The organism is Bacillus siamensis, from assembly GCF_051628075.1.
In the GTDB taxonomy this organism is placed as follows: Bacteria; Bacillota; Bacilli; order Bacillales; family Bacillaceae; genus Bacillus; species Bacillus siamensis.
In genome coordinates this window covers 2,212,156-2,238,656 of record NZ_CP155579.1, presented here as the reverse complement: position 1 = coordinate 2,238,656, position 26,501 = coordinate 2,212,156, and the positions used below count along the sequence as shown (strand labels likewise).

Annotated in this window: 30 protein-coding genes and 2 riboswitches; of the genes, 25 read left to right on the top strand and 5 right to left on the bottom strand. The window is 45.8% G+C overall.

The features are described from left to right. Window positions 1-51: 51 nt before the first annotated feature. Window positions 52-1,371, top strand: a complete 1,320-nt coding sequence (lysA, locus tag ABDB98_RS10945; protein WP_438420156.1) for a diaminopimelate decarboxylase — start codon at window positions 52-54, stop codon at window positions 1,369-1,371. Between the two features lie 46 nt (window positions 1,372-1,417). Here the strand turns inward: lysA and ABDB98_RS10940 are convergent, their stop codons facing one another. Further along, window positions 1,418-2,320 carry a DUF1002 domain-containing protein gene (locus ABDB98_RS10940; RefSeq protein WP_438420155.1) on the bottom strand — a complete coding sequence of 301 codons (903 nt, stop codon included), beginning with the start codon at window positions 2,318-2,320 and terminating at the stop codon, window positions 1,418-1,420. A 283-nt stretch (window positions 2,321-2,603) separates the two neighbouring features. Here ABDB98_RS10940 and ABDB98_RS10935 point away from each other — a divergent pair, with 283 nt between their 5' ends. The 9 genes from ABDB98_RS10935 to ribT all read left to right on the top strand — a co-directional run bounded on the left by ABDB98_RS10935 (window position 2,604) and on the right by ribT (window position 9,265). Next, entirely contained in the window at window positions 2,604-3,035 is a 432-nt protein-coding gene (locus ABDB98_RS10935; RefSeq protein ID WP_038463262.1) for a peptidylprolyl isomerase, read from the top strand. A 150-nt stretch (window positions 3,036-3,185) separates the two neighbouring features. After that, window positions 3,186-3,677, top strand: a complete 492-nt coding sequence (locus ABDB98_RS10930; RefSeq protein WP_060964862.1) for a CcdC protein domain-containing protein — start codon at window positions 3,186-3,188, stop codon at window positions 3,675-3,677. Between the two features lie 80 nt (window positions 3,678-3,757). Continuing rightward, a complete protein-coding gene (gene lepB / locus ABDB98_RS10925; protein WP_045925495.1) occupies window positions 3,758-4,333 on the top strand; it encodes a signal peptidase I in 576 nt (191 codons plus the stop codon). Between the two features lie 246 nt (window positions 4,334-4,579). Further along, window positions 4,580-4,924 (top strand): hypothetical protein, encoded by a 345-nt coding sequence (locus ABDB98_RS10920; RefSeq protein ID WP_060964863.1) that lies wholly within the window; start codon window positions 4,580-4,582, stop codon window positions 4,922-4,924. Between the two features lie 120 nt (window positions 4,925-5,044). Then, window positions 5,045-5,191, top strand: a riboswitch (FMN riboswitch). Window positions 5,192-5,322: 131 nt separating this feature from the next. Continuing rightward, window positions 5,323-6,438: a bifunctional diaminohydroxyphosphoribosylaminopyrimidine deaminase/5-amino-6-(5-phosphoribosylamino)uracil reductase RibD gene (gene ribD, locus ABDB98_RS10915; RefSeq protein ID WP_438420154.1), complete on the top strand. Its 1,116-nt coding sequence runs from the start codon at window positions 5,323-5,325 to the stop codon at window positions 6,436-6,438. Further along, window positions 6,419-7,066 carry a riboflavin synthase gene (gene ribE, locus ABDB98_RS10910; RefSeq protein ID WP_047475699.1) on the top strand — a complete coding sequence of 216 codons (648 nt, stop codon included), beginning with the start codon at window positions 6,419-6,421 and terminating at the stop codon, window positions 7,064-7,066. The genes ribD and ribE overlap by 20 nt, the downstream gene beginning before the upstream one ends. A 14-nt stretch (window positions 7,067-7,080) precedes the next feature. After that, window positions 7,081-8,277 (top strand): bifunctional 3,4-dihydroxy-2-butanone-4-phosphate synthase/GTP cyclohydrolase II, encoded by a 1,197-nt coding sequence (locus ABDB98_RS10905; RefSeq protein WP_438420153.1) that lies wholly within the window; start codon window positions 7,081-7,083, stop codon window positions 8,275-8,277. Between the two features lie 32 nt (window positions 8,278-8,309). Then, window positions 8,310-8,774, top strand: a complete 465-nt coding sequence (ribH, locus tag ABDB98_RS10900) for a 6,7-dimethyl-8-ribityllumazine synthase (RefSeq protein WP_003153372.1) — start codon at window positions 8,310-8,312, stop codon at window positions 8,772-8,774. Between the two features lie 116 nt (window positions 8,775-8,890). Beyond that, the gene (gene ribT, locus ABDB98_RS10895; RefSeq protein ID WP_003153373.1) at window positions 8,891-9,265 is read left to right on the top strand and encodes a GNAT family N-acetyltransferase RibT; all 375 of its coding nucleotides are present in this window, start codon (window positions 8,891-8,893) and stop codon (window positions 9,263-9,265) included. A 66-nt stretch (window positions 9,266-9,331) separates the two neighbouring features. Here the strand turns inward: ribT and ABDB98_RS10890 are convergent, their stop codons facing one another. Together ABDB98_RS10890 and ABDB98_RS10885 are read right to left on the bottom strand one after the other, a co-directional pair. Then, entirely contained in the window at window positions 9,332-9,853 is a 522-nt protein-coding gene (locus tag ABDB98_RS10890; protein ID WP_438420152.1) for a DUF309 domain-containing protein, read from the bottom strand. An 86-nt stretch (window positions 9,854-9,939) separates the two neighbouring features. After that, entirely contained in the window at window positions 9,940-10,029 is a 90-nt protein-coding gene (locus ABDB98_RS10885; RefSeq protein WP_016939141.1) for a YjcZ family sporulation protein, read from the bottom strand. A 207-nt stretch (window positions 10,030-10,236) separates the two neighbouring features. Here ABDB98_RS10885 and ABDB98_RS10880 point away from each other — a divergent pair, with 207 nt between their 5' ends. The 14 genes from ABDB98_RS10880 to ABDB98_RS10815 all read left to right on the top strand — a co-directional run bounded on the left by ABDB98_RS10880 (window position 10,237) and on the right by ABDB98_RS10815 (window position 23,199). After that, a complete protein-coding gene (locus tag ABDB98_RS10880) occupies window positions 10,237-10,992 on the top strand; it encodes a segregation/condensation protein A (RefSeq protein WP_438420151.1) in 756 nt (251 codons plus the stop codon). Beyond that, complete coding sequence (scpB, locus tag ABDB98_RS10875) at window positions 10,982-11,575, top strand: SMC-Scp complex subunit ScpB (protein WP_016939139.1); 594 nt, start codon at window positions 10,982-10,984, stop codon at window positions 11,573-11,575. Before ABDB98_RS10880 ends, scpB begins: the two co-directional genes overlap by 11 nt. A gap of 90 nt (window positions 11,576-11,665) precedes the next feature. Continuing rightward, entirely contained in the window at window positions 11,666-12,151 is a 486-nt protein-coding gene (locus ABDB98_RS10870) for a DUF3907 family protein (protein WP_016939138.1), read from the top strand. Between the two features lie 113 nt (window positions 12,152-12,264). After that, window positions 12,265-13,416: a D-alanyl-D-alanine carboxypeptidase family protein gene (locus tag ABDB98_RS10865; RefSeq protein ID WP_438420150.1), complete on the top strand. Its 1,152-nt coding sequence runs from the start codon at window positions 12,265-12,267 to the stop codon at window positions 13,414-13,416. Next, window positions 13,404-13,994: a nucleoside recognition domain-containing protein gene (locus tag ABDB98_RS10860; RefSeq protein WP_224988080.1), complete on the top strand. Its 591-nt coding sequence runs from the start codon at window positions 13,404-13,406 to the stop codon at window positions 13,992-13,994. The genes ABDB98_RS10865 and ABDB98_RS10860 overlap by 13 nt, the downstream gene beginning before the upstream one ends. Before the next feature lie 4 nt (window positions 13,995-13,998). Continuing rightward, window positions 13,999-14,535, top strand: coding sequence for a spore maturation protein (locus tag ABDB98_RS10855; RefSeq protein ID WP_224988082.1), 537 nt, complete (start codon window positions 13,999-14,001; stop codon window positions 14,533-14,535). Between the two features lie 92 nt (window positions 14,536-14,627). Next, a complete protein-coding gene (rluB, locus tag ABDB98_RS10850; protein ID WP_438420149.1) occupies window positions 14,628-15,362 on the top strand; it encodes a 23S rRNA pseudouridine(2605) synthase RluB in 735 nt (244 codons plus the stop codon). A gap of 84 nt (window positions 15,363-15,446) precedes the next feature. Next, complete coding sequence (gene resA / locus ABDB98_RS10845) at window positions 15,447-15,986, top strand: thiol-disulfide oxidoreductase ResA (RefSeq protein WP_438420148.1); 540 nt, start codon at window positions 15,447-15,449, stop codon at window positions 15,984-15,986. Then, entirely contained in the window at window positions 15,983-17,611 is a 1,629-nt protein-coding gene (gene resB, locus ABDB98_RS10840; RefSeq protein WP_438420147.1) for a cytochrome c biogenesis protein ResB, read from the top strand. Before resA ends, resB begins: the two co-directional genes overlap by 4 nt. An 18-nt stretch (window positions 17,612-17,629) precedes the next feature. Then, a complete protein-coding gene (gene ccsB / locus ABDB98_RS10835) occupies window positions 17,630-18,805 on the top strand; it encodes a c-type cytochrome biogenesis protein CcsB (RefSeq protein ID WP_047475707.1) in 1,176 nt (391 codons plus the stop codon). Window positions 18,806-18,885: 80 nt separating this feature from the next. Beyond that, window positions 18,886-19,608, top strand: coding sequence for a DNA-binding response regulator ResD (gene resD, locus ABDB98_RS10830; RefSeq protein WP_045925486.1), 723 nt, complete (start codon window positions 18,886-18,888; stop codon window positions 19,606-19,608). Then, a complete protein-coding gene (locus tag ABDB98_RS10825) occupies window positions 19,605-21,386 on the top strand; it encodes an ATP-binding protein (RefSeq protein WP_016939132.1) in 1,782 nt (593 codons plus the stop codon). The genes resD and ABDB98_RS10825 overlap by 4 nt, the downstream gene beginning before the upstream one ends. Window positions 21,387-21,575: 189 nt before the next feature. After that, complete coding sequence (gene sigX, locus ABDB98_RS10820; RefSeq protein WP_438420146.1) at window positions 21,576-22,160, top strand: RNA polymerase sigma factor SigX; 585 nt, start codon at window positions 21,576-21,578, stop codon at window positions 22,158-22,160. Beyond that, window positions 22,135-23,199 carry a sugar dehydratase gene (locus tag ABDB98_RS10815; RefSeq protein ID WP_438422136.1) on the top strand — a complete coding sequence of 355 codons (1,065 nt, stop codon included), beginning with the start codon at window positions 22,135-22,137 and terminating at the stop codon, window positions 23,197-23,199. Before sigX ends, ABDB98_RS10815 begins: the two co-directional genes overlap by 26 nt. 45 nt (window positions 23,200-23,244) lie before the next feature. Here the strand turns inward: ABDB98_RS10815 and serA are convergent, their stop codons facing one another. Then, window positions 23,245-24,822 (bottom strand): phosphoglycerate dehydrogenase, encoded by a 1,578-nt coding sequence (gene serA / locus ABDB98_RS10810; protein WP_060964871.1) that lies wholly within the window; start codon window positions 24,820-24,822, stop codon window positions 23,245-23,247. A 205-nt stretch (window positions 24,823-25,027) separates the two neighbouring features. Further along, window positions 25,028-25,162: riboswitch (FMN riboswitch) on the top strand. Window positions 25,163-25,309: 147 nt separating this feature from the next. On the opposite strand from serA, the gene ABDB98_RS10805 reads away from it, so the two are divergent. Further along, entirely contained in the window at window positions 25,310-25,882 is a 573-nt protein-coding gene (locus tag ABDB98_RS10805; protein ID WP_015240114.1) for an ECF transporter S component, read from the top strand. 140 nt (window positions 25,883-26,022) lie between these two features. On the opposite strand, the gene ABDB98_RS10800 is transcribed toward ABDB98_RS10805, so the two are convergent. Next, window positions 26,023-26,271, bottom strand: a complete 249-nt coding sequence (locus ABDB98_RS10800; protein ID WP_003153403.1) for a ferredoxin — start codon at window positions 26,269-26,271, stop codon at window positions 26,023-26,025. Window positions 26,272-26,501: the final 230 nt, after the last annotated feature.

Here is a 26,501-nt window from a genome sequence, read left to right as displayed (position 1 = left end):
AAAAAAGCTGTCCTTTTCACCCATATGCGGATCAGAAAGAGGGAATGAGCATTGTTCTTACATGGCACAAGCAGACAAAACAAACTAGGTCATCTGGAAATCGGAGGTGTGGATGCGCTGTATTTAGCGGAGCATTACGGCACGCCTCTTTATGTTTATGACGTGGCTTTAATACGTGAGCGCGCTAAAAGCTTTAAACAGGCATTCATTGACGCGGATTTAAAAGCGCAGGTCGCATACGCGAGCAAGGCGTTTTCCTCCGTTGCAATGATACAGCTTGCTGAGCAGGAGGGGCTCTCACTGGACGTTGTATCCGGCGGAGAGCTGTTTACGGCGGTTTCGGCTGGTTTTCCGGCTGACCGGATTCATTTTCACGGCAATAACAAAAGCAGAGAAGAATTGAAAATGGCGCTCGATCATCAAATCGGCTGCATCGTCGTTGATAATTTTTATGAAATATCCTTACTCGCGGAACTGTGCAGCAAATCAGGGCGCACCATGGATGTGCTTCTGCGGATCACTCCGGGGGTAGAGGCGCACACGCATGATTATATTACGACCGGACAGGAAGATTCCAAATTCGGCTTTGATCTGCATAACGGGCAAATAGAAAAGGCGATTGAGCAAGTGCTGCAGTCAGAACATATCCATCTTCTCGGCGTTCACTGCCACATCGGATCACAAATTTTTGATACGGCGGGCTTTGTGCTGGCCGCAGAAAAAATCTTCGCAAAACTGAGTGAATGGAGAGAATCTTTCGGCTTCGTTTCTGAAGTGCTGAATTTAGGGGGCGGCTTCGGCATCCGTTACACGGAAGAGGATGAACCTCTTCATCCTGCCGTCTACGTTGAAAAAATAATCGAAGCGGTAAAAGAAAACGCAGCGCTGCATGCTTTTGACATTCCGGAAATATGGATTGAACCGGGGCGCTCGCTCGTCGGCGACGCCGGAACGACGCTTTATACCATCGGCTCGCAAAAAGAAGTCCCCGGCACCCGTAAATATGCAGCGGTTGACGGAGGAATGAGCGACAATATCCGTCCTGCGCTTTATCAGGCCAAATATGAAGCCGTTTCGGCAAACAGAATCGGAGAACACCACGACACGACGGTGTCCATCGCAGGTAAGTGCTGTGAAAGCGGAGATATGCTCATCTGGGATATAGATCTTCCGGAAGTGAAAGAAGGCGATCTTCTCGCCGTCTTCTGCACAGGAGCATACGGGTACAGTATGGCTAACAACTACAACCGCATTCCGCGGCCTGCCGTCGTATTTGTGGAAGACGGCGAAGCGCATCTTGTCATTAAAAGGGAAACTTATGAAGACATCGTAAAGCTGGATCTGCCGTTTAAGACGGGGGTCAAACAATAAATAAAAAAAAGAGACCGGAACAATGGAGTCCGGTCTCTTTTTTGTCTCAGCTGTTTGAAGAAGCTGATCCGCTGTCTCCTGTAAATACAGACACGATCGCATTCCAAATTGAAGCGAAGAAATCAATGACTTTTTGAATAAAGCTTTTGCCTTCATCGGATTGAATGAACTTTGTGATTTTGTCTTTTGCCTTATCGAGCTGATTGCCGACTTGGCCCCAATCAATCTTGGCATTTTTCATTTTATTAAACAATGAAATTAACTGGTCTTTTTGAGCGTCAGTCAGTGTAATGTTAAGGTTTGATGCCGCATCATCGACTTTTTTCTCGATTCCTTCTTTTGTATCGGGCACACCGTTTTTCGCGAAATCGTCTTTAATGTTTGCGATAAGCGCGGAGGCGTTTTTATCTCCGATTTTTTCCCCGAGATTTGAAGTTGTGACAAGCTCTTGGTTGGCGACCTGTTTTACGTCTTCTGAAATCGCTTTGTCTGATGAAACTTCATACGCTTTAATGATTCCCGTCAATGCGGCGGTTCCTGATACCTCAAACGGCGCCGTCACGTATACTTTTGCATCTTTCACGCCTGCTGTCATCAGGGCGTTTAAGTACATCTCATCCGTAATGGAATCAATATTATGGGTTTGGACGTCAAGTCCGGACCCTTTCTTTTCCACCGTGATGGATGATGAAGAAATGGCTCTTGTGCCGATTTGGGCATTCGATATATATTTTCCCAGATATTCATGTTCTTCTTTATTAGTGACCGTCACCTTTGTCGCGTTATCAGGGACATTTAATTCGTCAAGCACTTTCTGACGGTCTGCGTTTGACAGATCTGCCCCCAGTGTGACGATAACATCTCCGACTGCGGCATCGGCCAGGCTGATTTTCGGTATTGTGCACAATACTGCGGCCGCCGCCAGCAATCCAATCCACATTTTTTTCAAAGCGGTTAACCTCCTTCTTTTCACAAATGCCGTTTTGAAGCGGTTTGTGAGGGACTGCGTGAAGCAGTTCCGTTACATAGACGGCTGTGAAGCTGTTCTGGTTTCATTTTCTTTCTTTGGAAGCGGGGAGATTCGTTTTCCGGCTGAAGGTGTGGTATAATAGCCGCGAAAAGAAGAGCAGACGCATCTTCCTTCAAAAGAATATCAAAAAGAAAGCCGGCTTACAATTGAAATTCATATTGAAGAAGGCTTTGACAAAAAACATATGGAAGTAGGAATGAGAATGAAAACTGGTTACATCGAAATGGAGAACGGCAGCAGAATCGAATTTGAACTTTACCCTAATGAAGCGCCTAATACAGTCGCTAACTTTGAAAACCTGGCGAATACAGGTTTTTATGACGGCGTTATTTTTCACCGCGTGATTCCGGGCTTTGTCAGCCAAGGCGGAGATCCGACTGGGACAGGCATGGGCGGAAGCGGAAAAACGATCAAATGTGAAACAGAAGGCAATCCGCATAAGCACGAAGCCGGTTCTTTATCAATGGCGCATGCCGGTAAAGACACGGGTTCAAGCCAATTCTTCATCGTACATGAGCCTCAGCCGCATTTAAACGGCGTTCATACTGTATTCGGAAAAGTGACAAGCGGTTTAGAGCATGCGAAAAACATGTCTAACGGAGACAAAATGAAAGAAGTCCGTGTAGAAGGATAATGACCGAAAAACCCGCCTTTTGGAGGCGGGTTTTTTTATGTATATGAAAATTCTCATGTGTAAATCATGAAAAAATACATATATGAACTTCCGCGGTCACTCTGGTATAGTGTAAAAGACCGATTACAACAATGAAAAGAGGTAAAAACGTTGGTTCAATTGGCAACCGTTTTATTTGTCATTATTATTATCGCACTTATCTTTTGGTTCAGACTGAAAAAGGGAAACAGGCCGATTAAAGGCGGCGGCTTCGGCATCATTCTCCCGCTTTTGATTATCGCCGTCATTTTTTCATTGAGCATCAGCCAGCTCATGAATATCCCGGGAAAGCCGTTTCATCTTCCCGCTGTTTGGGAGCTCGCCATCGCCGGGCTGTTAGGCGCGGTATTTGGCGCCATCATGCTGTCGCAAACCGCATATGAAATCCGGGAAGACGGCTTTGTGTACTCTAAGCGGAATAAAAACTTTAAATATGTCATTATCGCGATTATTGCGATCCGTATCGTGCTCAGTCAATATTTCAAAAACATTGACGCGACGGAATTTGCCGTTTTAACAATGGAGCTTGCTTTTGTGTATTTGTGCATTTGGCGGATCGGAAGCTTCGTAAAATACCGTAAAATCAGCAGATCCGGCTTATAAAATGAAAAAAATGGATGAGGTGCGGGGCTTATTTGCCCTCTGTGCAGGGATTCATGGTAAAATAAAAACGACCATGGCTAATGGGAGGAAATCACTTGAAATCAGAAAAAGAAAAAACTTCTAAAAAAAGCGCCGTACTTGATTGGGCGAAAGCCATTATCATCGCTGTCGTTCTCGCATTGCTCATCCGCAACTTTTTATTTGCTCCTTATCTCGTTGACGGAAGATCAATGGAACCGACGCTGCATGACCGCGAGAGAATCTTTGTTAATATGACGGTCAAATACATAAGCGACTTCAAACGCGGCCAGATCGTCGTTCTGAACGGAGAAAACGAACACTATGTCAAACGGATTATCGGACTTCCCGGCGACACGGTGCAAATGAAAAACGACCAGCTGTACATCAACGGCAAAAAAGTGTCCGAACCGTATTTAGCGGCAAACAAGAAAAAAGCGAAGCAAGACGGCTATGACCGGCTGACGGAAGACTTCGGCCCGGTGAAAGTGCCGGACGACAAATATTTCGTCATGGGTGATAACCGCAGAGAATCTATGGACAGCCGTAACGGCCTCGGTCTTTTTACGAAAAAACAAATCGCGGGCACATCAAAATTCGTCTTCTTCCCGTTTAACGAAATCCGCAAGACGAAATAAACCGTACGGCAGTTTTCTTTATGAGAAAACTGCTTTTTTTATATAAATTAATCTCCCTACCCACAAAAACAGAACATAAATTCGTATAACTATTTAATAGATAGAAAGTTTTACAGATACATGAAACATCTTCCCTTGACGAAACGTTATATGAATAACTCACGCAGGGAAGAACGGTTTTCTATTCATGAAAAAAAGGAATATGACATAGTAATGAATAGATTGATACGGGCTGGAGGTAGAAAAATGGGAAGTATTAAAACAAAAGCAGCCATTTTACTTGTACTGCTGCTGTTATTGGCGGGCGGTTTTATGGTCATAAACGATATTGAGCTGAAAGACGTGCCGACGGCTATCGGACAAACCCTGTCTCAGGAAAAAGAAGAATATACAGTGAAAACATATAAAATTACGAAAATAGAAGGAACCGAATACCACGGCACGGCAGCAAACGGCACAAAAATCATTTTTAACGGCGACAAGCTGAAGCAGGATCTCTCCGATGTGAAAAAAGGAGATAAGATTAAAGCGTATTTCAGCAAATCAAACCGGATTGACGGCTTATTGAAGGTTGTTAAAGTAAACGAATAAATAAAGGCGCCTTTTTTGGAACAAGGGCGCTTTTTATTTTTTCTGAAAAATCAGGTGCAAATTCATTGCGCCTGCCGCAAAGGATGTTATAATAGCGGATAAGGACAAAAAAATATTGATTGTATCCTTCGGGGCTGGGTGAAAATCCCGACCGGCGGTAATAAGGCGTTTTGCGCTTTACAGCCCGTGACCCGTATGCATTTGTATACGGTGGATTCAGTGAAAAGCTGAAGCCGACAGTGAAAGTCTGGATGGGAGAAGGATGAGAGAAGCTATGCAAAAAATAATCTTACTGTATAGTCTTATTTCCTATGGATTAAAACTGGCAAAGCCCCGAACTGTGTAAACATTCGGGGCTTTTTTGACGCCAAATTGCGTGGAAGAAGGGAGGGATAACGATGGAAGAATATTATATGAATACGGCAATAGAGCTTGCCAGACGCGGTGAAGGGCAGACGCAGTCCAATCCTCTTGTCGGTGCTGTCGTCGTCAAAAACGGCCAGATCGTCGGAATGGGCGCCCATTTGCAATACGGGGAAGCCCATGCGGAAGTGCACGCGATCAATATGGCAGGCAGTCACGCAAAAGACGCAGATATGTATGTGACGCTGGAGCCTTGCAGCCATTACGGAAAAACACCGCCATGCGCCGAACTGATGATAAAGTCGGGGATAAAAAGAGTATTTGTCGCTATGACAGATCCAAATCCGCTAGTCGCCGGAAAAGGCATCAGAATGCTGGAAGCAGCGGGCATCGAAGTGAAAACCGGAATTCTCAGGCAACAGGCAGAAGAGCTGAATAAAATGTTTCTTCACTTCATGAGGACCGGACTTCCGTATGTCACCTTGAAAGCGGCCGCAAGCCTTGACGGGAAAACAGCGACTGAAACTGGTGACAGCAAATGGATTACTTCAGAGGCGGCAAGGCTTGATGCCCAGCAATACAGGAAATCGCATCAAAGCATTCTTGTCGGAGCAGGCACAGTCAAAGCCGATAATCCGAGCCTGACCTGCAGGCTGCCCGATGCGGTCAAGCAGCCGGTCAGAGTCATTCTTGATACAAAGCTGACCATTCCGGAAACGGCAAATGTGGTCACTGACGGCGCCGCGCCGACATGGATATTTACGGCCAAAGGCGCTGACGTGCAAAAGAAAGAGCGGCTGACCGCACTCGGAATAAAAGTCTTTTCGCTTGAAACAGACCGCATTCACATTCCTGAGGTGCTCAGCATTCTAGCTGAAAACGGCATAATGTCCGTTTATGTGGAAGGCGGCGCATCCGTACACGGAAGTTTTGTCAAGGAAGGCTGTTTCGAGGAGCTTCATTTCTATTTCGCCCCTAAATTAATCGGAGGAACGCTTGCTCCCAGCTTGATCTCCGGTGAAGGTTTTCAATCAATGAAAGATGTCCCCCATTTACAATTCACACAAATCACCCAAATCGGGCCGGATATAAAACTGACGGCCATACCTAAAGACGGAAAGGATGGTGACGATGTTTACAGGAATCGTTGAAGAAACAGGCACGATCCAAGCAATCAAAAAGACAGGCCTTTCCATGGCATTAACCATCGCCGCTTCAAAAGTGACAAGCGATGTAAAACTTGGCGACAGCATCGCCGTAAACGGCATCTGCCTGACCGTAACCGGATTTTCTGATAAACAATTTACGGTTGATGTCATGCCGGAAACCGTAAAAGCCACTTCGCTGAACGGCTTGTCAAAAGGCAGCAAAGTCAATTTGGAAAGAGCGATGTCCGCCAACGGACGCTTCGGCGGCCACTTTGTATCCGGGCATGTGGACGGAACGGCGGAAATTACCCGGATTGAGAAAAAAAGCAACGCGGTTTATTACGATTTAAAACTTTCGCCTGAATTGACGAAAACGCTCGTCTTGAAAGGTTCGATTACGGTAGATGGCGTGAGCCTGACAATTTTCGGTTTATCAGACGAAAGCGTGACGGTATCCGTTATTCCGCATACCATTTCAGAAACGATTTTTCAGACGAAAACAGTCGGCTCGACCGTAAATATTGAGTGTGACATGATCGGCAAATACTTATACCGCTTTTTGCACAAAACAGAACAAACGAAAAGCAATCAAACGATCACAGAAGCTTTTTTAAGCGAGAACGGCTTTTAGAAAGGAAGATCAATATGTTTCATCCAATAGAAGAGGCGTTAGATGCGCTGAAAAAAGGTGAAGTCATCATCGTTGTCGATGATGAAGACAGAGAAAACGAAGGAGATTTCGTAGCGCTCGCTGAGCATGCCACACCCGAAGTGGTCAATTTTATGGCGACCCATGGGAGGGGCCTGATCTGCACGCCGCTTTCTGAAGATATTGCCGGCCGGCTGGATCTTCACCCGATGGTCGATCATAATACGGACTCACATGGAACCGCGTTTACGGTCAGCATTGACCACAGACTGACAAAAACAGGTATCAGCGCTCAAGAACGTTCTTTTACGATTCAGGCGCTGTTGAATGAGGAATCTGTGTCTGACGATTTTCAGCGTCCGGGCCACATTTTTCCCTTAATCGCAAAAAAAGGAGGCGTCCTGAAGCGGGCGGGCCACACGGAAGCAGCCGTTGACCTTGCAAAAGCATGCGGCTCTCAAGGAGCGGGCGTCATTTGTGAAATTATGAATGAAGACGGCACAATGGCCAGAGTGCCTGAGTTATCAGAAATCGCCAAACGCCACCAGCTGAAAATGATTACGATAAAAGACTTAATAGAATACCGCTACAACATTACGACACTTGTGAACCGAGAAGTTGACATTACGCTGCCGACTGATTTCGGCACGTTCCGGGTTTACGGATATACAAACGAGGTTGACGGAAAAGAACACCTCGCCTTTGTTATGGGTGATGTCCCGTTTAGCAGCGAACCCGTTCTTGTCAGAGTGCACTCAGAATGCCTGACGGGCGATGTGTTTGCATCCCACCGCTGTGATTGCGGGCCTCAGCTTCATGCCGCGCTTGCGCAAATTGCCGAAGAAGGCCGAGGCGTCTTATTGTATTTGCGTCAGGAAGGAAGAGGAATCGGTTTAATCAATAAGCTGAAAGCGTATCGATTGCAGGAAGAGGGGTATGACACGGTTGAAGCGAACGAAGCGCTCGGCTTTCTGCCTGACCTGCGCAACTACGGGATCGGTGCCCAGATTCTCCGCGATTTGGGGGTTCAGCATATGAAACTTTTAACCAATAATCCCCGGAAAATCGCCGGCCTTGAAGGATACGGACTGAGCATTTCAGAACGGGTGCCGCTTCAAATGGAAGCGGGTGAGCATAACAGGAATTACTTACAAACCAAAATGAACAAACTCGGACACTTGCTTCATTTCTAAAAACAAATCTCACAAAAAAGGATGGATAACATATGAATATCATACAAGGAAACTTAGTAGGAACAGGACTTAAAATCGGAATCGTCGTCGGCAGATTTAATGAATTTATTACGAGCAAGCTGTTAAGCGGAGCGGAAGATACATTGCTTCGCCACGGTGTAGAATCAAATGACATTGACGTTGCTTGGGTGCCGGGAGCGTTTGAAATCCCGTTTGCGGCAAAAAAAATGGCGGAAACGAAAAAATACGATGCCGTTATTACACTCGGCACGGTGATCAGAGGAGCGACAACGCATTATGACTATGTCTGCAACGAAGCGGCAAAAGGCATCGCTCAAGCGGGCACCGCGACGGGCGTCCCGGTTATCTTCGGTATCGTAACGACTGAAACCATTGAGCAGGCGATCGAACGCGCCGGAACAAAAGCCGGAAATAAGGGAGCGGATTGCGCAGTATCCGCCATTGAAATGGCGAATCTAAACCGTTCATTTGAATAATTTGTTGAAAAGCGTTTAAAACAGCGGCGAAAATGATATAATGTGAGGAAACGGATCGCCTTTATTCATCCGTTTGCTAGGACATGAATGGACATTTTGGATATAGAGGGGTTTTTATGTTAATTCGTTATAAAAAATCGTTTGAAAAGATTGCAATGGGTCTTCTGTCATTTATGCCGAATGAAAAAGATCTCAAGCAGCTTCAGCAGACAATAAAGGACTATGAAACGGATACTGGCCGCCAGCTCTTTCTTTGGAAAGAGGATGAAGATATCGTCGGAGCGATCGGAGTTGAAAAAAAAGACTCAGAGGTTGAAATCCGCCATATCAGCGTGAATCCTTCTCACCGCCATCAAGGAATCGGAAAGCAAATGATGGACGCCTTAAAACGTCTGTTCAAAACGGAGGCACTCGTTCCGAATGAATTAACGCAAAGCTTTTTTGAACGCTGTCAACATCAAAAAGATCAGGATATTTCATATAATAACTGACAAATGCTCCCGGAATCTTCACGGTTTCGGGAGCTGTTTTTTATGCAGAAAAAGCAGGGCTGTCCGTCAGCCTCTGCTTTTTTTTCTTCTCTCCATTTCCCGTTCGCGTTCCTTAATGACATCCGTCCTGTCCCGCAGGCGGTGTTTATGAATAAGAAAGGTGTCTGATACGCCGGCCTGCCCCCATGTATAGCCTTTGCGGCGGCATTCGGCAAGACACGCTTCTTTCAGAGTGTCATCTGTAATCGGCAGCATAACACTTTTGTACGGGCGGCCGGCTTTTATATCGTCTGACAGCGACTCTATCAGCTCTATCAGCTTTGGATGGCTGAGGCCGAGAGAGCTGACAGCCTGTTTTTCAGCCCTCAGAATGCGTAAGCTGTTGGCGATCAGCCGTTTCGCCCCGGCTTCATTTCCCCTCCGCTGATGATACAGAGCGACGGCTAACTGAATCAGGCCGACCCAATGAATGCTCCGCTCCTCAGGCGGGCTTTTTTTCCAATATTCCTCTAACAGTTCATGACACTCAAAATAATCTCTTGATGCGTGAAATTCGGCCAAAAAGCCGATATAAGCTTTTGGATACAAGCCGCTTCCTCCTTTTGCTAAAACCAGTGTACCACAGCGTTATGAAAAGGAAAAAAAGAGCGGCTTGGTGTCTGAAACGTGAAGAACTAGCAGATATAAGATGCCCCTACGACAATAAGCAAAATAAACAGAACGACAATTAATGCAAAACCTCCGCCGAAACAAGCTCCGCCCATCTGAAATCAGCCTCCCTTTGTTTCATGTTTACACGGCTATCATATGTGCATCCGCCTTTAAAGGTATAGGCGTATACCTTCTTTTTCAGTATTTTCTAAATAACGAAGCACAATTAGAAAAGTATTGGACGAGAGCATTTCGGTGGATTATACTAAAGGGTAGCCAGTTTTTCCGGCAATGAGAGTGATATTGAAAATGGTGAGATAATGGTAGAATATCAAGTGAAAATTGATACGTTTGAAGGCCCATTGGACCTGCTGCTTCATCTGATTAACCGTCTTGAAATCGACATATACGACATACCCGTGGCAACCATTACTGAACAATATTTATTATATGTACATACAATGCAAGTGCTTGAACTTGATGTCGCCAGTGAATATCTGGTCATGGCGGCGACGCTTCTCAGCATTAAAAGCAGAATGCTGCTTCCGAAACAAGAGGAAGAGCTGTTTGAAGATGAAATGCTTGAAGAGGAAGACCCTCGGGACGAGCTGATTGAAAAGCTGATTGAGTATAGAAAATATAAAACCGCTGCGAATGATTTAAAAGAGCGGGAAGAAGAAAGACAAAAGTCATTTACAAAGCCGCCGAGTGATTTAAGTGAGTATGCAAAAGAAATCAAACAGACGGAGCAGAGGCTGTCGGTGACCGTTTATGACATGATCGGTGCGTTTCAAAAGGTGCTTCAGCGTAAAAAAATCTCGCGGCCGAAAGAAACGACCATTACAAGACAGGAAATACCGATTGAAGACAGAATGAACGAAATCGTAAAAAGCTTAAAGACGGCGGGAAGAAGAATCAACTTTACGGAGCTTTTTCCTTCTCGGCAAAGAGACCATCTCGTCGTGACGTTTTTAGCCGTTCTGGAGCTGATGAAAAATCAGCAGATTATCATCGAACAAGAAGAAAACTTTTCAGATATATACATTACGGGGAGTGAATCCATTCATGGCGCTTGATATCGTGAATTGGAAAGCGATTGTGGAGGCCTTGCTGTACGCGGCGGGTGATGAAGGGCTGACCAAAAAGCAATTGGTGACGGTGCTTGAAATAGAAGAAGCGGAACTGGCCGGAATCATGGAAGAAGTGGCCGCCCAGTACAAGGAAGACGGCAGGGGCATTGAGCTGACCGAATATGCGGATACGTATATGCTTGCAACGAAAAAAGAATTCGTGCCTTATTTGAAAAAATTAATCGAGGTGCCGTCAAAGGGACTGTCACAGGCTTCTTTAGAAGTGCTGGCGATCGTTTCATACAAGCAGCCGATCACACGGGCGGAAATTGAAGATATTCGGGGCGTGAAGTCTGAGCGGATTCTGCACAGTCTCGTGTCAAAAGCGCTGCTGTGTGAGGTGGGACGCGCCGACGGTCCCGGCCGGGCGATTTTATACGGCACGACCCCGGTATTTCTTGAACAATTCGGCTTAAAAACACTGGACGAGCTTCCGCCTCTTCCTGAAAATGCGGAAGAAGACGTTCTCCAGGAGGAAGCCGACTTATTCTTTGAAAACTTCAACCAAACTTTTGAGGATATTAAATAATAACGGTTTTTCATCATACGATAATAGGGAAAGGCCATTGATGAATAACGCAAATTGACGAAGTACAAGAGAGGAAGGAAACGGACGGAAATGGGAAATTCGATTGTGAGGGCCCATACTGAAGAAACTGGTGAATTTTTAGCCGAGGTTGTCACGATGGTCAACAGTTATTTAAATCATACGACATTACCGGAAATGCAGGCTTCTGGAAAGGCGGATGAGGCATACTGCCGCGATGTGCTCAGTGTGCTGAGAAGGATGACCGTCTTTTGCGAAGGCGCCCAGGAAGCCTGCCGCCGGCTCTTAATGCAGGAGCCGTTTCATGAGGCGAGAGCGGAAAAAACGCTGTATAAAGTGTATCATCAGTGCGTGGAAGAATTTTTCATGCCGAAAAAGGATACGTGGTACGAAAACAGCCGCGCCGCTTATACAGGCCAAAGTGCGATTGAATTTTATCAGCATGTGCCCGATTCGCTGCGGAGCCTTCTGCTTTCACTGAGCAGTGAGTTTCTGCGCATGCGTGAAGAATTGGCGCAATATGAAGCATCAGGCTCGAATATGGTATCATCCAGATAAAAAAACTCTCCCAAAGGGAGAGTTTTTTTACGTAAAAGAGATGCAATTGGTATTCATAAGTCATGGACATGCGCATAAACTTGTACAAACCCACAACAAGGACGTGAGCATTCATGCGCTTTCTCAAAAAAGCTGCCGTATTTCTTTTGATTTTTGTTATTTTGTTTTCTATTACAGACGGAAATACGGCACATGCCCAAATACATGTCAGCGCAAAAAGCGCGATTATAATCGACGGTGCATCAGGCAGGGTGTTGTTTGCTAAGGACGAACACCATAAGCGGCGGATCGCGAGCATTACGAAAATCATGACGGCGGTGCTGGCGATTGAATCTGGGAAGATGGAAGAGATGGTGACGGTTTCGCCGAATGCCGTAAAAACGGAAGGCTCGGCCATTTATCTTCAGCCTGGACAGAAAGTAAAACTGAAGGACCTCGTTTACGGGCTTATGCTGAGGTCAGGAAATGACGCCGCTGCGGCCATTGCTGAATATGTCGGCGGAAGTCTTGACGGTTTTGTATTTATGATGAACCACAAAGCCGAGCAAATCGGAATGGAAAATACAAAATTTCAAAACCCGCACGGGCTGGACGACCATGAAAATTTATATTCAACGGCGTATGATATGGCGCTTTTGACTAAATACGCGATGAAGATCAAGGAATACCGGACTGTTTCGGGCACCAAAGTGTATAAAGCGGAAACGATGGACCGGGTATGGAAAAATAAAAACAAGCTTCTGACAGGGCTTTATCGTTACAGCACAGGCGGAAAAACGGGGTACACAAAAATCGCGAAACGGACGCTCGTTTCGACGGCTTCAAAAGGCGGAACGGATCTGATCGCAGTCACCATAAATGATCCGGATGACTGGGATGACCATATGAATATGTTTAATTATGTCTTTGAGCACTATAAAACCTATGTTGTCGCCAAAAAAGGCGGCATCCCGAAGCTGAAAAAGACGTTTTACGGAAAACACGCTTTTATTTCCCGGGATGTCAAGTATTTGTTAAAAGAGGATGAGATCGATGATGTGAAAATCAGCACAACCTTAATAAAACCGAAAAAAGCCTGGAAAAAGGATGCTTCTCTCATTCCTGATGTCGTCGGCCGGATGACTGTTATGCATGATGGGAAAGTGATCGCCAAGGTCCCCGTCTATTATGAAAACGAGCACCTTAAAAAACCGAAAAAGCATTTCATTGAAACATTTACGAGCCTGTTTATGAGCGCGGCGGGCGGTTCAGCATGGTCAATTTAATCTGGGTCTGTCTGACGGTAATCGGACTGGTCTTTGCGATGTTTAACGGAACCTTGCAGGATGTGAATGAAGCAGTTTTTAAAGGAGCGAAAGAAGCGGTTACGATCTCGTTCGGATTAATGAGCGTCCTCGTGTTCTGGCTCGGCCTGATGAAAATAGCGGAGCAGTCCGGCCTTTTGGATATATTCAGCAAAATGTGCCGTCCGTTTATTTCTAAGCTGTTTCCTGATATTCCCCCTGATCATCCGGCAATGGGATACATCTTATCAAATCTCATGGCAAACTTTTTCGGATTGGGAAATGCGGCGACGCCCCTCGGCATTAAAGCCATGGAGCAGATGAAAAAGCTGAACGGAGGCAAGTCTGAGGCCAGCCGTTCCATGATTACCTTTTTGGCGGTAAATACTTCGAGCATTACATTGATACCGACAACCGTCATTGCCGTCCGCATGGCTTATTCGGCGAAATCACCGACCGATATCGTCGGACCGACCATCTTAGCGACTTTAATTTCGGGTATCGGCGCGATTTTCATTGACCGCTACTTCTGGTACCGCCGCAAAAGAAAAGGGAGGTAAGCGAATGGAAATGGTGAATTGGCTGTCTTTAGCCATGATTCCGATTATTATCGCCGGTGTATTGATATACGGCACGATCAAAAAAGTGCCGACATATGAATCATTCGTTGAAGGCGGAAAAGAAGGAATTGAGATTGCGTTTTCCATCATTCCGTATTTGGTCGGGATGCTTGTGGCGATAACCGTATTCCGGGCCTCGGGCGCGCTTGATTTTGTCATGGGGCTGTGCAAGCCTTTCTTTACGGCGCTCGGCATTCCCGCAGAGGTCGTGCCGCTTGCTCTGATCCGTCCGATTTCGGGTACGGCGGCGCTCGGCATGACGACGGATTTGATCGCCGTGTACGGGCCTGATTCATTTATCGGCAGACTGGCCTCGGTCATGCAGGGATCGACTGACACGACGCTGTATGTCCTGACTGTGTATTTTGGGGCGGTCGGCATCAAAAAAATGGGGGATGCTTTAAAGGTTGGTCTTCTTGCTGATCTGATCGGGGTGGTTGCATCAATCATCATAGTTACGTTATTATTTGGAAGCGCCTGATTGAGGCGCTTTTTATATATCAGAATAATGCTCCTTGAAAAAGCTTGTTTGTTCAAGGGGAAAAAAGTAAGATTATACTTGAGGTGAACGACATGGAAAGACTGCAAAAAGTTATTGCTCATGCCGGCGTGGCATCACGCAGAAAGGCAGAAGAGCTGATAAAAGAAGGAAAAGTAAAGGTGAATGGAAAAGTAATAACAGAGCTCGGCGTAAAAGTGACCGGTTCTGATCAGATTGAAGTAAACGGATTAAAGGTGGAGCGGGAAGAACCCGTGTACTTTCTGCTTTATAAACCGAGAGGAGTGATCTCAGCTTCTAATGACGATAAAGGGCGGAAAGTGGTAACCGACTTTTTCAAAGAAGTGCCGCAGCGTATTTATCCGATCGGCAGACTTGATTATGATACGAGCGGTCTTTTATTACTGACAAATGACGGCGAGTTTGCCAACAAACTCATGCACCCGAAATACGAAATTGATAAGACGTACGTCGCCAAAGTGAAGGGGATTCCTTCCAAGGAACTTCTCCGGAAGCTTGAGCGCGGCATTCAGCTTGAAGAAGGCAAGACAGCGCCGGCCAGAGCGAAAATGCTTTCTCTGGACAAAAGAAAGCAGACGAGCATTATTCAGCTGACAATTCATGAAGGACGGAACAGACAGGTCCGCCGTATGTTTGAGGCAATCGGTCATGACGTGCTGAAGCTCAAACGTGAAGAATACGCCTTTTTAGATTTAAGGGGCCTTCACACAGGAGACGCAAGAGAATTGACGCCGCATGAGGTGAAAAGGCTGCGGGCTTTAGCTGAACACGGTAAAAACGCTTTCTAATTTTCACATAACCTTCAAAAATTACAAAACGCGAAGATGATATAATTGAATGGATTTGCAGGCAGGGGAGGGGAGCAGTGTACAATGAACAAAAAACGGCGGCGTTTATTCATTCGGACCGGCATCCTTCTCATCTTACTCTGCGCGCTCGGATATACCGTCTATAATGCTGTTTACTCAAACGGCGAGCGTATATCTGAGGGGTCCAAAGCCCCGAATTTCGCGCTGAAAGATACAGAGGGCAGACTCATAGAACTGAGTCAGTTAAAAGGAAAAGGTGTTTTTCTGAATTTCTGGGGAACGTGGTGCGAGCCGTGCAAGCAGGAATTTCCCTATATGGAGAATCAATACAAGCATTTTAAAGACCTCGGTGTCGAGGTGATTGCGGTAAATGTCGGCGAATCAAAAATTGCAGTACATAATTTTATGAAAACATACGGCGTCAATTTCCCTGTTGCGCTTGATACTGACCGGCAAGTGCTGGACGCGTACGGCGTATCGCCTATCCCGACGACATTTTTGATCAATCCCGACGGAAAAGTCGTGAAAGTGGTGACCGGCACGATAACAGAACGCATGGTTCATGACTATATGAATTTAATTAAGCCGGAGGCGTCTTCATGAAAAAGGCTAAATGTGAATGCGGACACGTGAATCCAGCCGGGACGGTATTGTGCGAGTCATGCGGAAAGCCGCTTGATGATCAAAAGTCGCCGCTTGCCGATATGCGGTACGACGGCAGCGCAAGACGTTCGCAAACATATAACAAAACAATTGTAGATAAGGTATGGAATTTCTTTTCTTCCGTTAAAGTCGGAATATGGCTGATCGTCATTACTCTGGCGGCGTCGGCATTCGGCACGGTTTTTCCGCAGGAAGCTTATCTGCCGCCGGGCGCTCAGCCGGATACATACTATGAACAGCAGTACGGCACAATCGGCCAATTGTATTATCTGCTGGGGTTTCATCACCTGTACGGCTCATGGTGGTATATGCTTTTGATCGCATCAATCGGCGTATCACTTGTCATCTGCAGCCTGGATCGGGTGATTCCGTTGTACAGGGCGCTGAAAAATCAAGGCGTTCAGCGGAATCCGGTCTTTTTAAGGCGGCAGCGTCTATACAGCCGGACAGAAACTGAGCTGAGCGGAGATACGGCTGATGGCATCAGAACACGATTGAAAAAAAAGCATTATAGAGTGCGGGAACAAGAGGGAAGTATTCTCGCAGAAAAGGGCCGTTTTTCAAGGTGGGGGCCCTACGTTAATCATATCGGCCTGATCATTTTTCTGATCGGAGCCATGCTGAGATTCGTCCCGGGGATGTACGTCGATGAAACGCTCTGGGTCCGTGAAGGCGAAACCGCCCAGATTCCCGGCACCGACGGCCAATATTACTTAAAAAACAACCGGTTCACCATGGAGACGTATAATAAAAACACTGAGAAAAAAGTATTCGCCGATGCCATTGACAGAGCCGGAAACGGCAAAGTCGCAAAATCCTTCACAACGGATGCGGTTTTGTACAAGAGGGAGGGCGACATCGTATTCGGTGAAAAGCCAAAGCTTAAAAGAGTCAAAGAAAACGATATCCGCGTCAATGAACCGCTGCGGTTTGACTCCTATTCTGTGTATCAGGTGGACTATAAAGAAAACCAGCTCGATCAGATGGTATTCCAGCTGATCGACCAAAAAACAAAACGGTCATTCGGCAAACTGAAGATCAATCTTCTTGATCCCGACACGGACTATGATCTTGGTAACGGTTACAAAGTGCAGATCGCCAGTTATCTTCCCGATTTTTATTTTAATAAGGACGGAGAACCGAGCACGAAAACAAAGGTCCCAAACAATCCGGCTTTCGTCTTTAAAGTCACGGCTCCTGACAAGCCGAAAGGGGAGAAAAGCTTTGTTGCGATTCAGCAGACTGTTGAAGGTTCCGCAAATAACAAGTACAAATTAAAATTCGACCATGTGGAAACGAAAAACATTACAGGTCTCACCGTCAGAAAAGATTTAACCTTATGGGTGCTTGCCGTCGGGGGCGCGATCTTTATGATCGGCGTCATTCAAGGGATGTACTGGCAGCATAGAAGGATCTGGATCAAACCCGGTGACAGCGAAGTGCTTGTGGCAGGACATACGAACAAAAACTGGTTCGGTTTAAAAAAGGATATCGGATATGTTCTTAGCGGGACGGAGATTAAAGAACCGGCCGATCAAAAAGAACTGGTCAAAAATCAGGCCTAATGAAAAAGGAGTGGTGTCATGGCGGAGCTGAGCGCAAATTTTCTTTATGCTGCCTTTTTGATTTATTTAATTGCCGTCCCGGTTTTCGGCGGCGCCATCCGGGGAACAAAAGGCGCAAAGGACGGGAAGGGCCGCTGGTCGGCTATCGGAATCACGTTAACCATTGTCGGATTTCTATGCCATCTCGCCTACTTCATTGCGAGATGGTCGGCAAGCGGGCATGCGCCTGTCAGCAATATGTTTGAATTTACAACGTCATTCGGCATGATGCTTGTTCTCGCTTTTATTATTATTTACTTTATTTACAGACTGCCGTCTTTAGGCATGTTCACATTGTCTGTCGCACTTTTGCTGATCGCGTACGCAAGCATGTTTCCCGCTGATATTACGCCGCTTATTCCGTCATTGCAGAGCAATTGGCTGTACATTCACGTCACGACGGCGGCGCTCGGGCAGGCAATTCTTGCGATCAGCTTTGTAGCCGGTGTCATTTTCCTGTTAAAGCATGTCGACCAGTCCAGACCGGGCAAAAAAACGTTCTGGCTCGAGGTCATCATGTTTATTATTGTGACGACGGTGGCATTTATCGCTGTGACGTCGGCATTCCGGCTGGCGGACTACAAAGCCGAATTTAATTGGGTGGATAAAAAAGACGCCAAAAGCGTCATGATATATGATATGCCTGCTCTTGTCGGCCCGCATGAGGGAGAACTGCTTACAGAAGGCGCAATGAAGCCGTTTATTGAGCTTCCGGCTATTTTTTCAGGCAGAAAGGTCAATACGGTGATCTGGTCGTTTGGCGCGGGCCTCGTCTTATACGGCGCCCTCAGGCTGATATTCAGAAAGAGAATCAGCGCTCTTTTAAGCCCGCTCGTCAAAAATGTGAATCTGGACTTGGTAGATGAAGTCGGCTACCGCGCGGTTTCTATCGGCTTTCCGGTATTTACGCTCGGCGCGCTTGTGTTTGCGATGATCTGGGCGCAGCTTGCATGGACGCGTTTTTGGGGCTGGGACCCGAAAGAAGTATGGGCGCTGATCACCTTTTTATTTTACGCAGCGTACTTGCACTTGCGGCTGTCAAGAGGCTGGCATGGCGAAAAGTCCGCGTGGCTTGCCGTCATCGGTTTCGCCATTATTATGTTTAACTTAATTTTTGTGAATCTCGTGCTTGCCGGACTTCATTCGTACGCATAGAGCCGAAAGCCGATACAGTTCTCAAGCAGCCGTACAGTTTGTTAAAATGATAGTAACAGAAGGAAAGCAGGGGGAAAACGATGGATCAAACAAATGAAACTAAAATATTAGTAGTAGATGATGAAGCCAGAATTCGACGCCTTTTAAGAATGTACCTTGAACGGGAAAACTATGTGATTGAAGAAGCGGAAAACGGCGATGAGGCCATTAAAATGGGGCTGGCATCAGATTATGATCTGGTGCTTTTGGATTTAATGATGCCGGGAACGGACGGAATAGAAGTATGCCGGCAGCTTAGAGAAAAAAAAGCAACGCCGATTATCATGCTGACGGCAAAAGGGGAAGAAGCCAACCGCGTCCAAGGGTTTGAAGCAGGCACGGACGATTATATCGTGAAGCCTTTCAGCCCGAGAGAAGTGGTGCTCCGGGTAAAAGCGCTCTTAAGAAGAGCTTCCCAAACATCCTATCTGTCAGCCAATACGCCGACAAAAAATGTGCTCGTCTTTTCACACCTTTCCATCGATCACGATGCTCACAGAGTGACCGCGGACGGCACAGAGGTGAGCCTGACGCCGAAGGAATATGAACTGCTGTACTTTCTGGCAAAAACGCCTGACAAAGTGTATGACAGAGAAAAACTTTTAAAAGAAGTGTGGCAGTATGAATTCTTCGGTGATCTCAGAACGGTTGACACCCATGTCAAACGGCTCCGTGAAAAATTAAACAAAGTATCCCCGGGAGCGGCGAAAAAAATCGTCACCGTATGGGGAGTCGGATACAAATTTGAGGTAGGCGCTGAATGAAGTTTTGGAAAAGCGTAGTAGGAAAGCTTTGGTTTACCATTCTTTCACTCGTATTAATTGTTTTATTTATTTTAACGGTGCTGCTTCTGGAGTTTATAGAAAATTACCACGTAGAAGAAGCGGAAAAAGATTTAACGCAGCTTGCCGATAAAATTGCGGTCATTATAGAAAATCATGAAGATCAGCCGCTTGCCAGATCCATCACGTGGGAGCTGGCGGACAATTTAACGAGCATCGCGATCATTCAGGATGATAAGCATGTCTGGTATTCGCCCAATGACGATAATCATTTATCCTCTATTACATTGGAACAGATCAAACACGACCGGGATCTGCACAAGGCGCTGACAGACCGAAAAAAAGTAAGCAAACGCGCGGTGCCCAACAATGCCGGTTCCGATAACGAACGGCTGATCGTCGGAGTGCCGTATGAAAAAGACGGCAAAAAAGGCATGGTCTTTTTATCTCAGTCGCTGCTTGCCGTCAAAGATACGACGAAACATACGACACGCTATATTTTTCTTGCGGCGGGCATCGCCATTGTCTTGACAACGTTTTTCGCCTTCTTCTTGTCCAGCAGGGTGACGTACCCGCTTCGGAAAATGCGGGAAGGCGCCCAGGATTTGGCGAAAGGAAAGTTTGATACAAAGATTCCGATTCTTACTCAAGATGAAATCGGGGAGCTTGCCATCGCCTTTAATCAGATGGGCCGGCAGCTCAATTTTCATATCAACGCGCTGAATCAGGAAAAAGAACAGCTGTCCAATATTTTAAGCAGTATGGCAGACGGAGTTATCACCATCAATATCGACGGCACCATTTTGGTGACAAACCCGCCGGCTGAACGCTTTCTGCAGGCCTGGTATTATGAGCAGAATATGAATATTAAAGAAGGAGACAATCTTCCGCCTGAGGCGAAAGAGCTTTTCCAAAATGCCGTGAGCACAGAAAAAGAGCAAATGATTGAGATGACGCTTCAAGGAAGGTCATGGGTTTTATTAATGTCGCCTCTTTATGCGGAATCACACGTCCGCGGCGCCGTAGCCGTGCTCCGTGATATGACCGAAGAGCGCAGGCTTGATAAGCTGCGTGAAGATTTCATTGCCAATGTCAGTCACGAACTCAGGACCCCGATTTCTATGCTGCAGGGATACAGCGAAGCAATAGTGGACGACATTGCAAGCACCGAAGAGGAGAAAAAAGAAATCGCACAGATCATTTATGATGAATCTCTTCGCATGGGCCGGCTCGTCAATGATTTGCTGGATTTGGCCAGAATGGAATCCGGACATACGGGCCTGCATTATGAGACGGTGAATCTGCATGAATTTCTGGAGAAGATCTCCCGCAAATTCTCCGGTGTAGCGAAAGAAAAAGAGGTTTCGCTCACAGAAGATATTGCCGTGTCTCAGCCGGAGTGTGTTTTTGACGAAGACAAAATGGAGCAGGTGTTTACCAACCTTATAGATAATGCGCTGCGTCACACAGAGTCAGGCGGAAACGTTCATATCGCGGTTCAGACCGTGAAAGACGGTTTGAAAATCGATATTAAAGATTCCGGCTCGGGAATACCTGAAGAGGACCTGCCTTTTATTTTTGAACGTTTTTATAAAGCGGACAAGGCGAGAACAAGGGGCAGGGCAGGAACCGGACTCGGACTTGCCATCGTAAAAAATATCGTGGAAGCCCACGGCGGCTCAATTGCGGTGCACAGCAGCATTGACAAAGGAACGACATTTACATTTTATATTCCGACAAAAGTGCAGGATGGCGTCTGAAATTGACGAACAATCTTGTTCCATACGAAACACCCGCAGAACATGCGGGTGTTTTTGTTTATTTCTCCTTTAAAAATTTAAGAATATGTTAATATAAATTCCCTTCCAAATTCCAGTTTCTCGTAATATAGTTGTAATGTAACTTTTCAACGCATTTTTACGACAAAAAAGTGAACGGAGGGGCTTCCCATGGAAGAAACCTTTCAGATATTATATGATTCATACCATCAAGATTTATACCAATTTTTATTTTATATGGTGAAAGATAAGACTCAGGCTGAGGATCTGACGCAGGAAGTGTATATCCGCGTCTTGAATTCTTATCATACTTTTGAAGGAAGAAGCAGTGAAAAAACATGGCTGTTGTCCATCGCGCGCCATGTGGCGATTGACTGGTTCCGCAAGCAGCAGACGATCAGACAGCGTATTATGGGTACGTTTGATTGGGATACACAAGATGTCAGAGATCAGCATTTGCTTCCGGACGAACTCGCCGTACAGCATGAAAATGTCCGGGAAATTTATACCGCGCTTGATCATTGCACTATAGATCAAAGAGCTGTTATTATCCTGAGATTTATTCAGGGATATTCCATTCAGGAAACAGCCGCCGCTCTTGGCTTCTCGGAAAGCAAAGTCAAAACGACCCAACACAGAGGGCTCAAAATACTTCGGAAACAGATGGAGCTTTTGAGGGAGGAGCTAATGGATGATGAAGTCATATTGGAACGAAGAAAGGGTAGAGGAGTTGTTAAGACAACTTCCGGCGGTTAGAGATCATCGTTCACCAGAGGCCATTTACCGGAATGTTGAAACGGGTAGACAGGACAGAAAAAAACCGGCCCGAAGCTGGGTTGGCCCCGCCGCCGCCGGCATCTGCGCATTGTGCATCGCTCTGATTATATCTCCTCACCTGATGACAAAAAACGAATCTGCCGGTGATCTTACAGCTGACAGCGGTCAAGCTGAAAAAGCCAGTCAGTCAGCTGCTGTTAAGCCGGATCAGAAGACGTTTGTCGTTTCTAACGAAAACAAAAACAATTACATTACTTTGGCGTTTGCCGATTCAGATACATCCGCCGTCATTCCGGTCAGTTTTGAAAAAAAGAAGCCTGACGAATCGGTTTCAGAGGCATTCTCTGATGCAGAAAACTTAGAAGTGCCCGAATCTTTCCTCTCTGTTCCTCAGCTTTTGGACGGTGTGCAAGTAACCGCGGTTAAGAAGGATTTGCTTGTGCAGGTAAACGGACGGCTTTCAATCGAATCAGCTGCCGAAGCTGATTTATTGAAAAAGATGCTGGAAGAGACTTTGACCTGGAGTCCTTACGAGCGGATAAAATTGACAAAGATTCAAAACGGAGACGGTCAGGATTTTTTTAAAGCTTCCGGCCTTTCGGCTGAGATGTCCGTACATAAGCAGGCCAACCGGGCGTATTTTTCTTATCGCGACAGTCTGGGACAAGAGTATCTCATTCCGTCTGAACAAACCTATTATTCAGTTTATCAGGCCATTGACGGGATGAAAACAACAGACGGAGACTCACAGACCGCGAGCATTATAGAAGCAGATGCGATTGCATCGGTATCGGAAAGGGAAAGCGGCGAGCAGCTGCGGATCCAGTTGTCCGAAAAACATAAAGTTGAAGATTCGTTGGAAGGCATTTTAATGATTGAAGGGCTTCTGTTAACTGCGAAGGAATTCGGTTATTCTGAGGTGCTGTTCACACATGCGCCTACAAAGAAAATCGGCAATTATGATGTGACAAAACCGATCGCTGTGCCCGCCGCGCCTAATCCGCTTCCGAACCATTAAATGTGAAAAACCCAAAACATATGAATGTTTTGGGTTTTTTGTTTGTTACGGAAGGTCAATCAATTTAACTGAGACAATATCCTGAATTGAAGTCAGCTCATTGACGACTTTGTCATCTAAATGTTTATCAAAAGAAAGCATCATAATGGCTTCTCCGCCTTTTTCTTTACGGCCTACCTGCATGGTAGCGATATTGATATCGTTATCGCCGAGGATGCGTCCGACGCGTCCGATTACACCGGTCGTATCCTGATGCTGGATATAAACGAGGTGGCCGGCAGGATTTAAGTCAATATTAAAGCCGTTCAGTTCAACGATTCGTTCACCGAAGTGAGGGATATACGTAGCTGTTAACGTAAAGGTGCTCCGGTCACCGGTCACTTTTACGCTGATGCAGTTATCATATCCTGTTTCATTGGAGGAAATCTTTTCGCTGAAGCTGATTCCGCGTTCTTTTGCTACACCGCCGGCGTTCACTTCATTGACAGTTGAGTCTACACGCGGTTTTAAAAAGCCGGACAGCAGGCTTTTTGTAATAAATGATGTTTCAAGTTTCGCGATAGTGCCTTCATATTGAATGGCAACATCCTTGACGGGTTCTTTCATACATTGTGACACGAGACTTCCGATTTTATCGGCAATTTGGTGATAAGGCTGAATTTTTTTGAATTCATCCTTCGTCATCGCAGGCAGATTGATCGCCGACATGACAGGCAGACCTTTAGCAAACTGCAGCACTTCTTCAGAAACCTGCGCCGCGACATTCAGCTGTGCTTCTTTCGTTGATGCGCCTAAGTGAGGTGTGGCGATCACTAACGGATGATCTGGGAGTTTTGACTCAACAGGAGGCTCCACTTCAAACACATCAAGCGCAGCGCCTGCGACATGCCCGCTTTCCAGCGCTTCCAAAAGCGCAGCTTCATCAATAATCCCGCCTCTTGCACAGTTGACCAGGCGGACGCCTTTTTTTGTTTTGGCAATGGTTTCTCTGTTAAGCAGACCTTTTGTTTCCTTTGTTAAAGGCGTGTGAACGGTAATGATATCCGCGCTTTCAAGCACTTCTTCGAATGTCCGGCTGTTCACGCCGATTTTGCCGGCTCTCTCCTCGGTTAAGAACGGATCGAATACATGGACAGTCATACCGAATGCTCTGGCGCGCTGGGCGATTTCGCTTCCGATCCGGCCCAGACCGATAATACCTAAAGTCTTTCCGTAAAGTTCCGCTCCGACAAAAGCCGTCCGGTTCCATTCCCTTGATTTGACTGAAATATTGGCTTGCGGAATGTGTCTCATTAATGAAGAAATCATCGCGAATGTATGCTCTGCCGTTGAAATGGTGTTTCCGTTCGGCGCATTAATCACGATAACTCCATGTTTTGTGGCCTCATCAATGTCGATGTTGTCTACGCCGACACCGGCTCTGCCGACGATTTTTAAAGAAGTCATCTTTTTAAACAATTCTTCGGTTACTTTTGTGGCACTGCGGACTAACAGGGCATCAAAGGTATGTAATTCATCTTCTGCATCCGCGACGTTTTTTTGAACAATTTCTATAAAGTCTGATTCCATCAGCGGCTTTAAGCCGTCATTGCTCATCTTATCTGAGACCAAAACTCGAAACATTGTTAGATTTCCTCCTAGTTTAGCTGACTAAATATCTGATAATTTATCATATTCTTAATTGAGTGTCAATGTGTATTGACGCAGTAAAGGAGAAAAGGAAGCCGATAATTCAGTTAAAATGGGCTTTATCAATATTTTATATAAAATTGAGCAGTTCTCTATACAATTACAATTTGATCATATATAATGTGAATAAATTCATAAGATCAATCTTCGGGGCAGGGTGAAATTCCCTACCGGCGGTGATGAGCGTCATGCTCTAAGCCCGCGAGCTGCTTTGGCGGCAGGATCCGGTGAGATTCCGGAGCCGACAGTATAGTCTGGATGGGAGAAGATGGAGGTTCAGCAGACGTTTTGATGCTTATATCTAACGTTTCTTTGCCAAGCCTTAGTAAGCTCCCGCTTTTTATTAAAAGCGGTTTTTTTATTGAGGTGCAAAAGAACCTTTCCTCTTTTCGAGAGATTTGATCGAAAAGGAGAGAGCATTGTGAAAGTAAAAAAATTAGTTGTCATCAGTATGCTTAGCAGCATTGCGTTTGTGCTTATGCTGTTAAATTTCCCGTTTCCGGGTCTGCCGGATTACTTGAAAATTGATTTCAGTGACGTTCCTGCAATTATTGCCATTTTGGTTTACGGGCCTGCGGCGGGGATTGCGGTTGAAGCAATTAAAAATATTCTGCAGTATATCATTCAAGGAAGCATGGCCGGCGTGCCTGTCGGGCAGGCAGCCAATTTTATCGCGGGGACGCTGTTTATTCTGCCGACGGCGTTTATGTTTAAAAAGCTCAAATCTGCTAAAGGACTTGCAGTGAGCCTGCTGGCCGGAACCGCAGCAATGACTGTGCTGATGAGTATTTTAAACTATATTCTCATCCTGCCTGCGTATACTTGGTTTTTACATTCACCGGCATTGTCAAACAGCCAATTAAAAACGGCGGTTGTGGCAGGAATTCTGCCGTTTAACATTGTAAAAGGCGTTATCATCACCATCGTCTTTACATTCATCTTTACGAAGCTTAAACCTTGGATTGAACAAAAACGCAGCATCCAGACACAATAACCACGCCAAAGCGTCCGCTCTGTAAAACACAGGCCGGGCGCTTTTTTGATTGTTTGATCACGCAAAAAAATAAGACTCCGGCCGATAACAGCCGGAGTCTTATTCAAGAACTAAAAGCTCCTCTCACGGGGAGGGCTTTTTTATTCGTATTTCAGCGGGTCGCCTTCGAACGGCTCATCCGCAACTTTGATTGAATCAGTAGGGCATCCTTCAAATGCGTCAATCATATCTTCTTCCAGCACTTCCGGAACTTCGACGACACCTTTATTTTCGTCAAGTGTAACGAATGCAATGCCTTCATCATCATAATCATAAATGTCTGGTGCTGCAGCTCCGCAGGCGCCGCATGCAATACACGTATCTTTATCTACGATTGTGTACTTTGCCATGAAAAAAAACCTCCCAGATTGTTCGTGTTGGAACAAATGGTTTACCTTATATATTTTTTAAATATAACACCTATTCCTCTTACTTATTGTAATGATGTTAGTGTCAAATTTCAACAGAAAAATGATTGAGAATGCTTATCACATAAGGGATTCTCTTTAGCACTTCCCCCCAAAAGATGACTTTAAACGTCAAATTTATATGAAAATCTGTTAAAATAAAAAGAACCAAA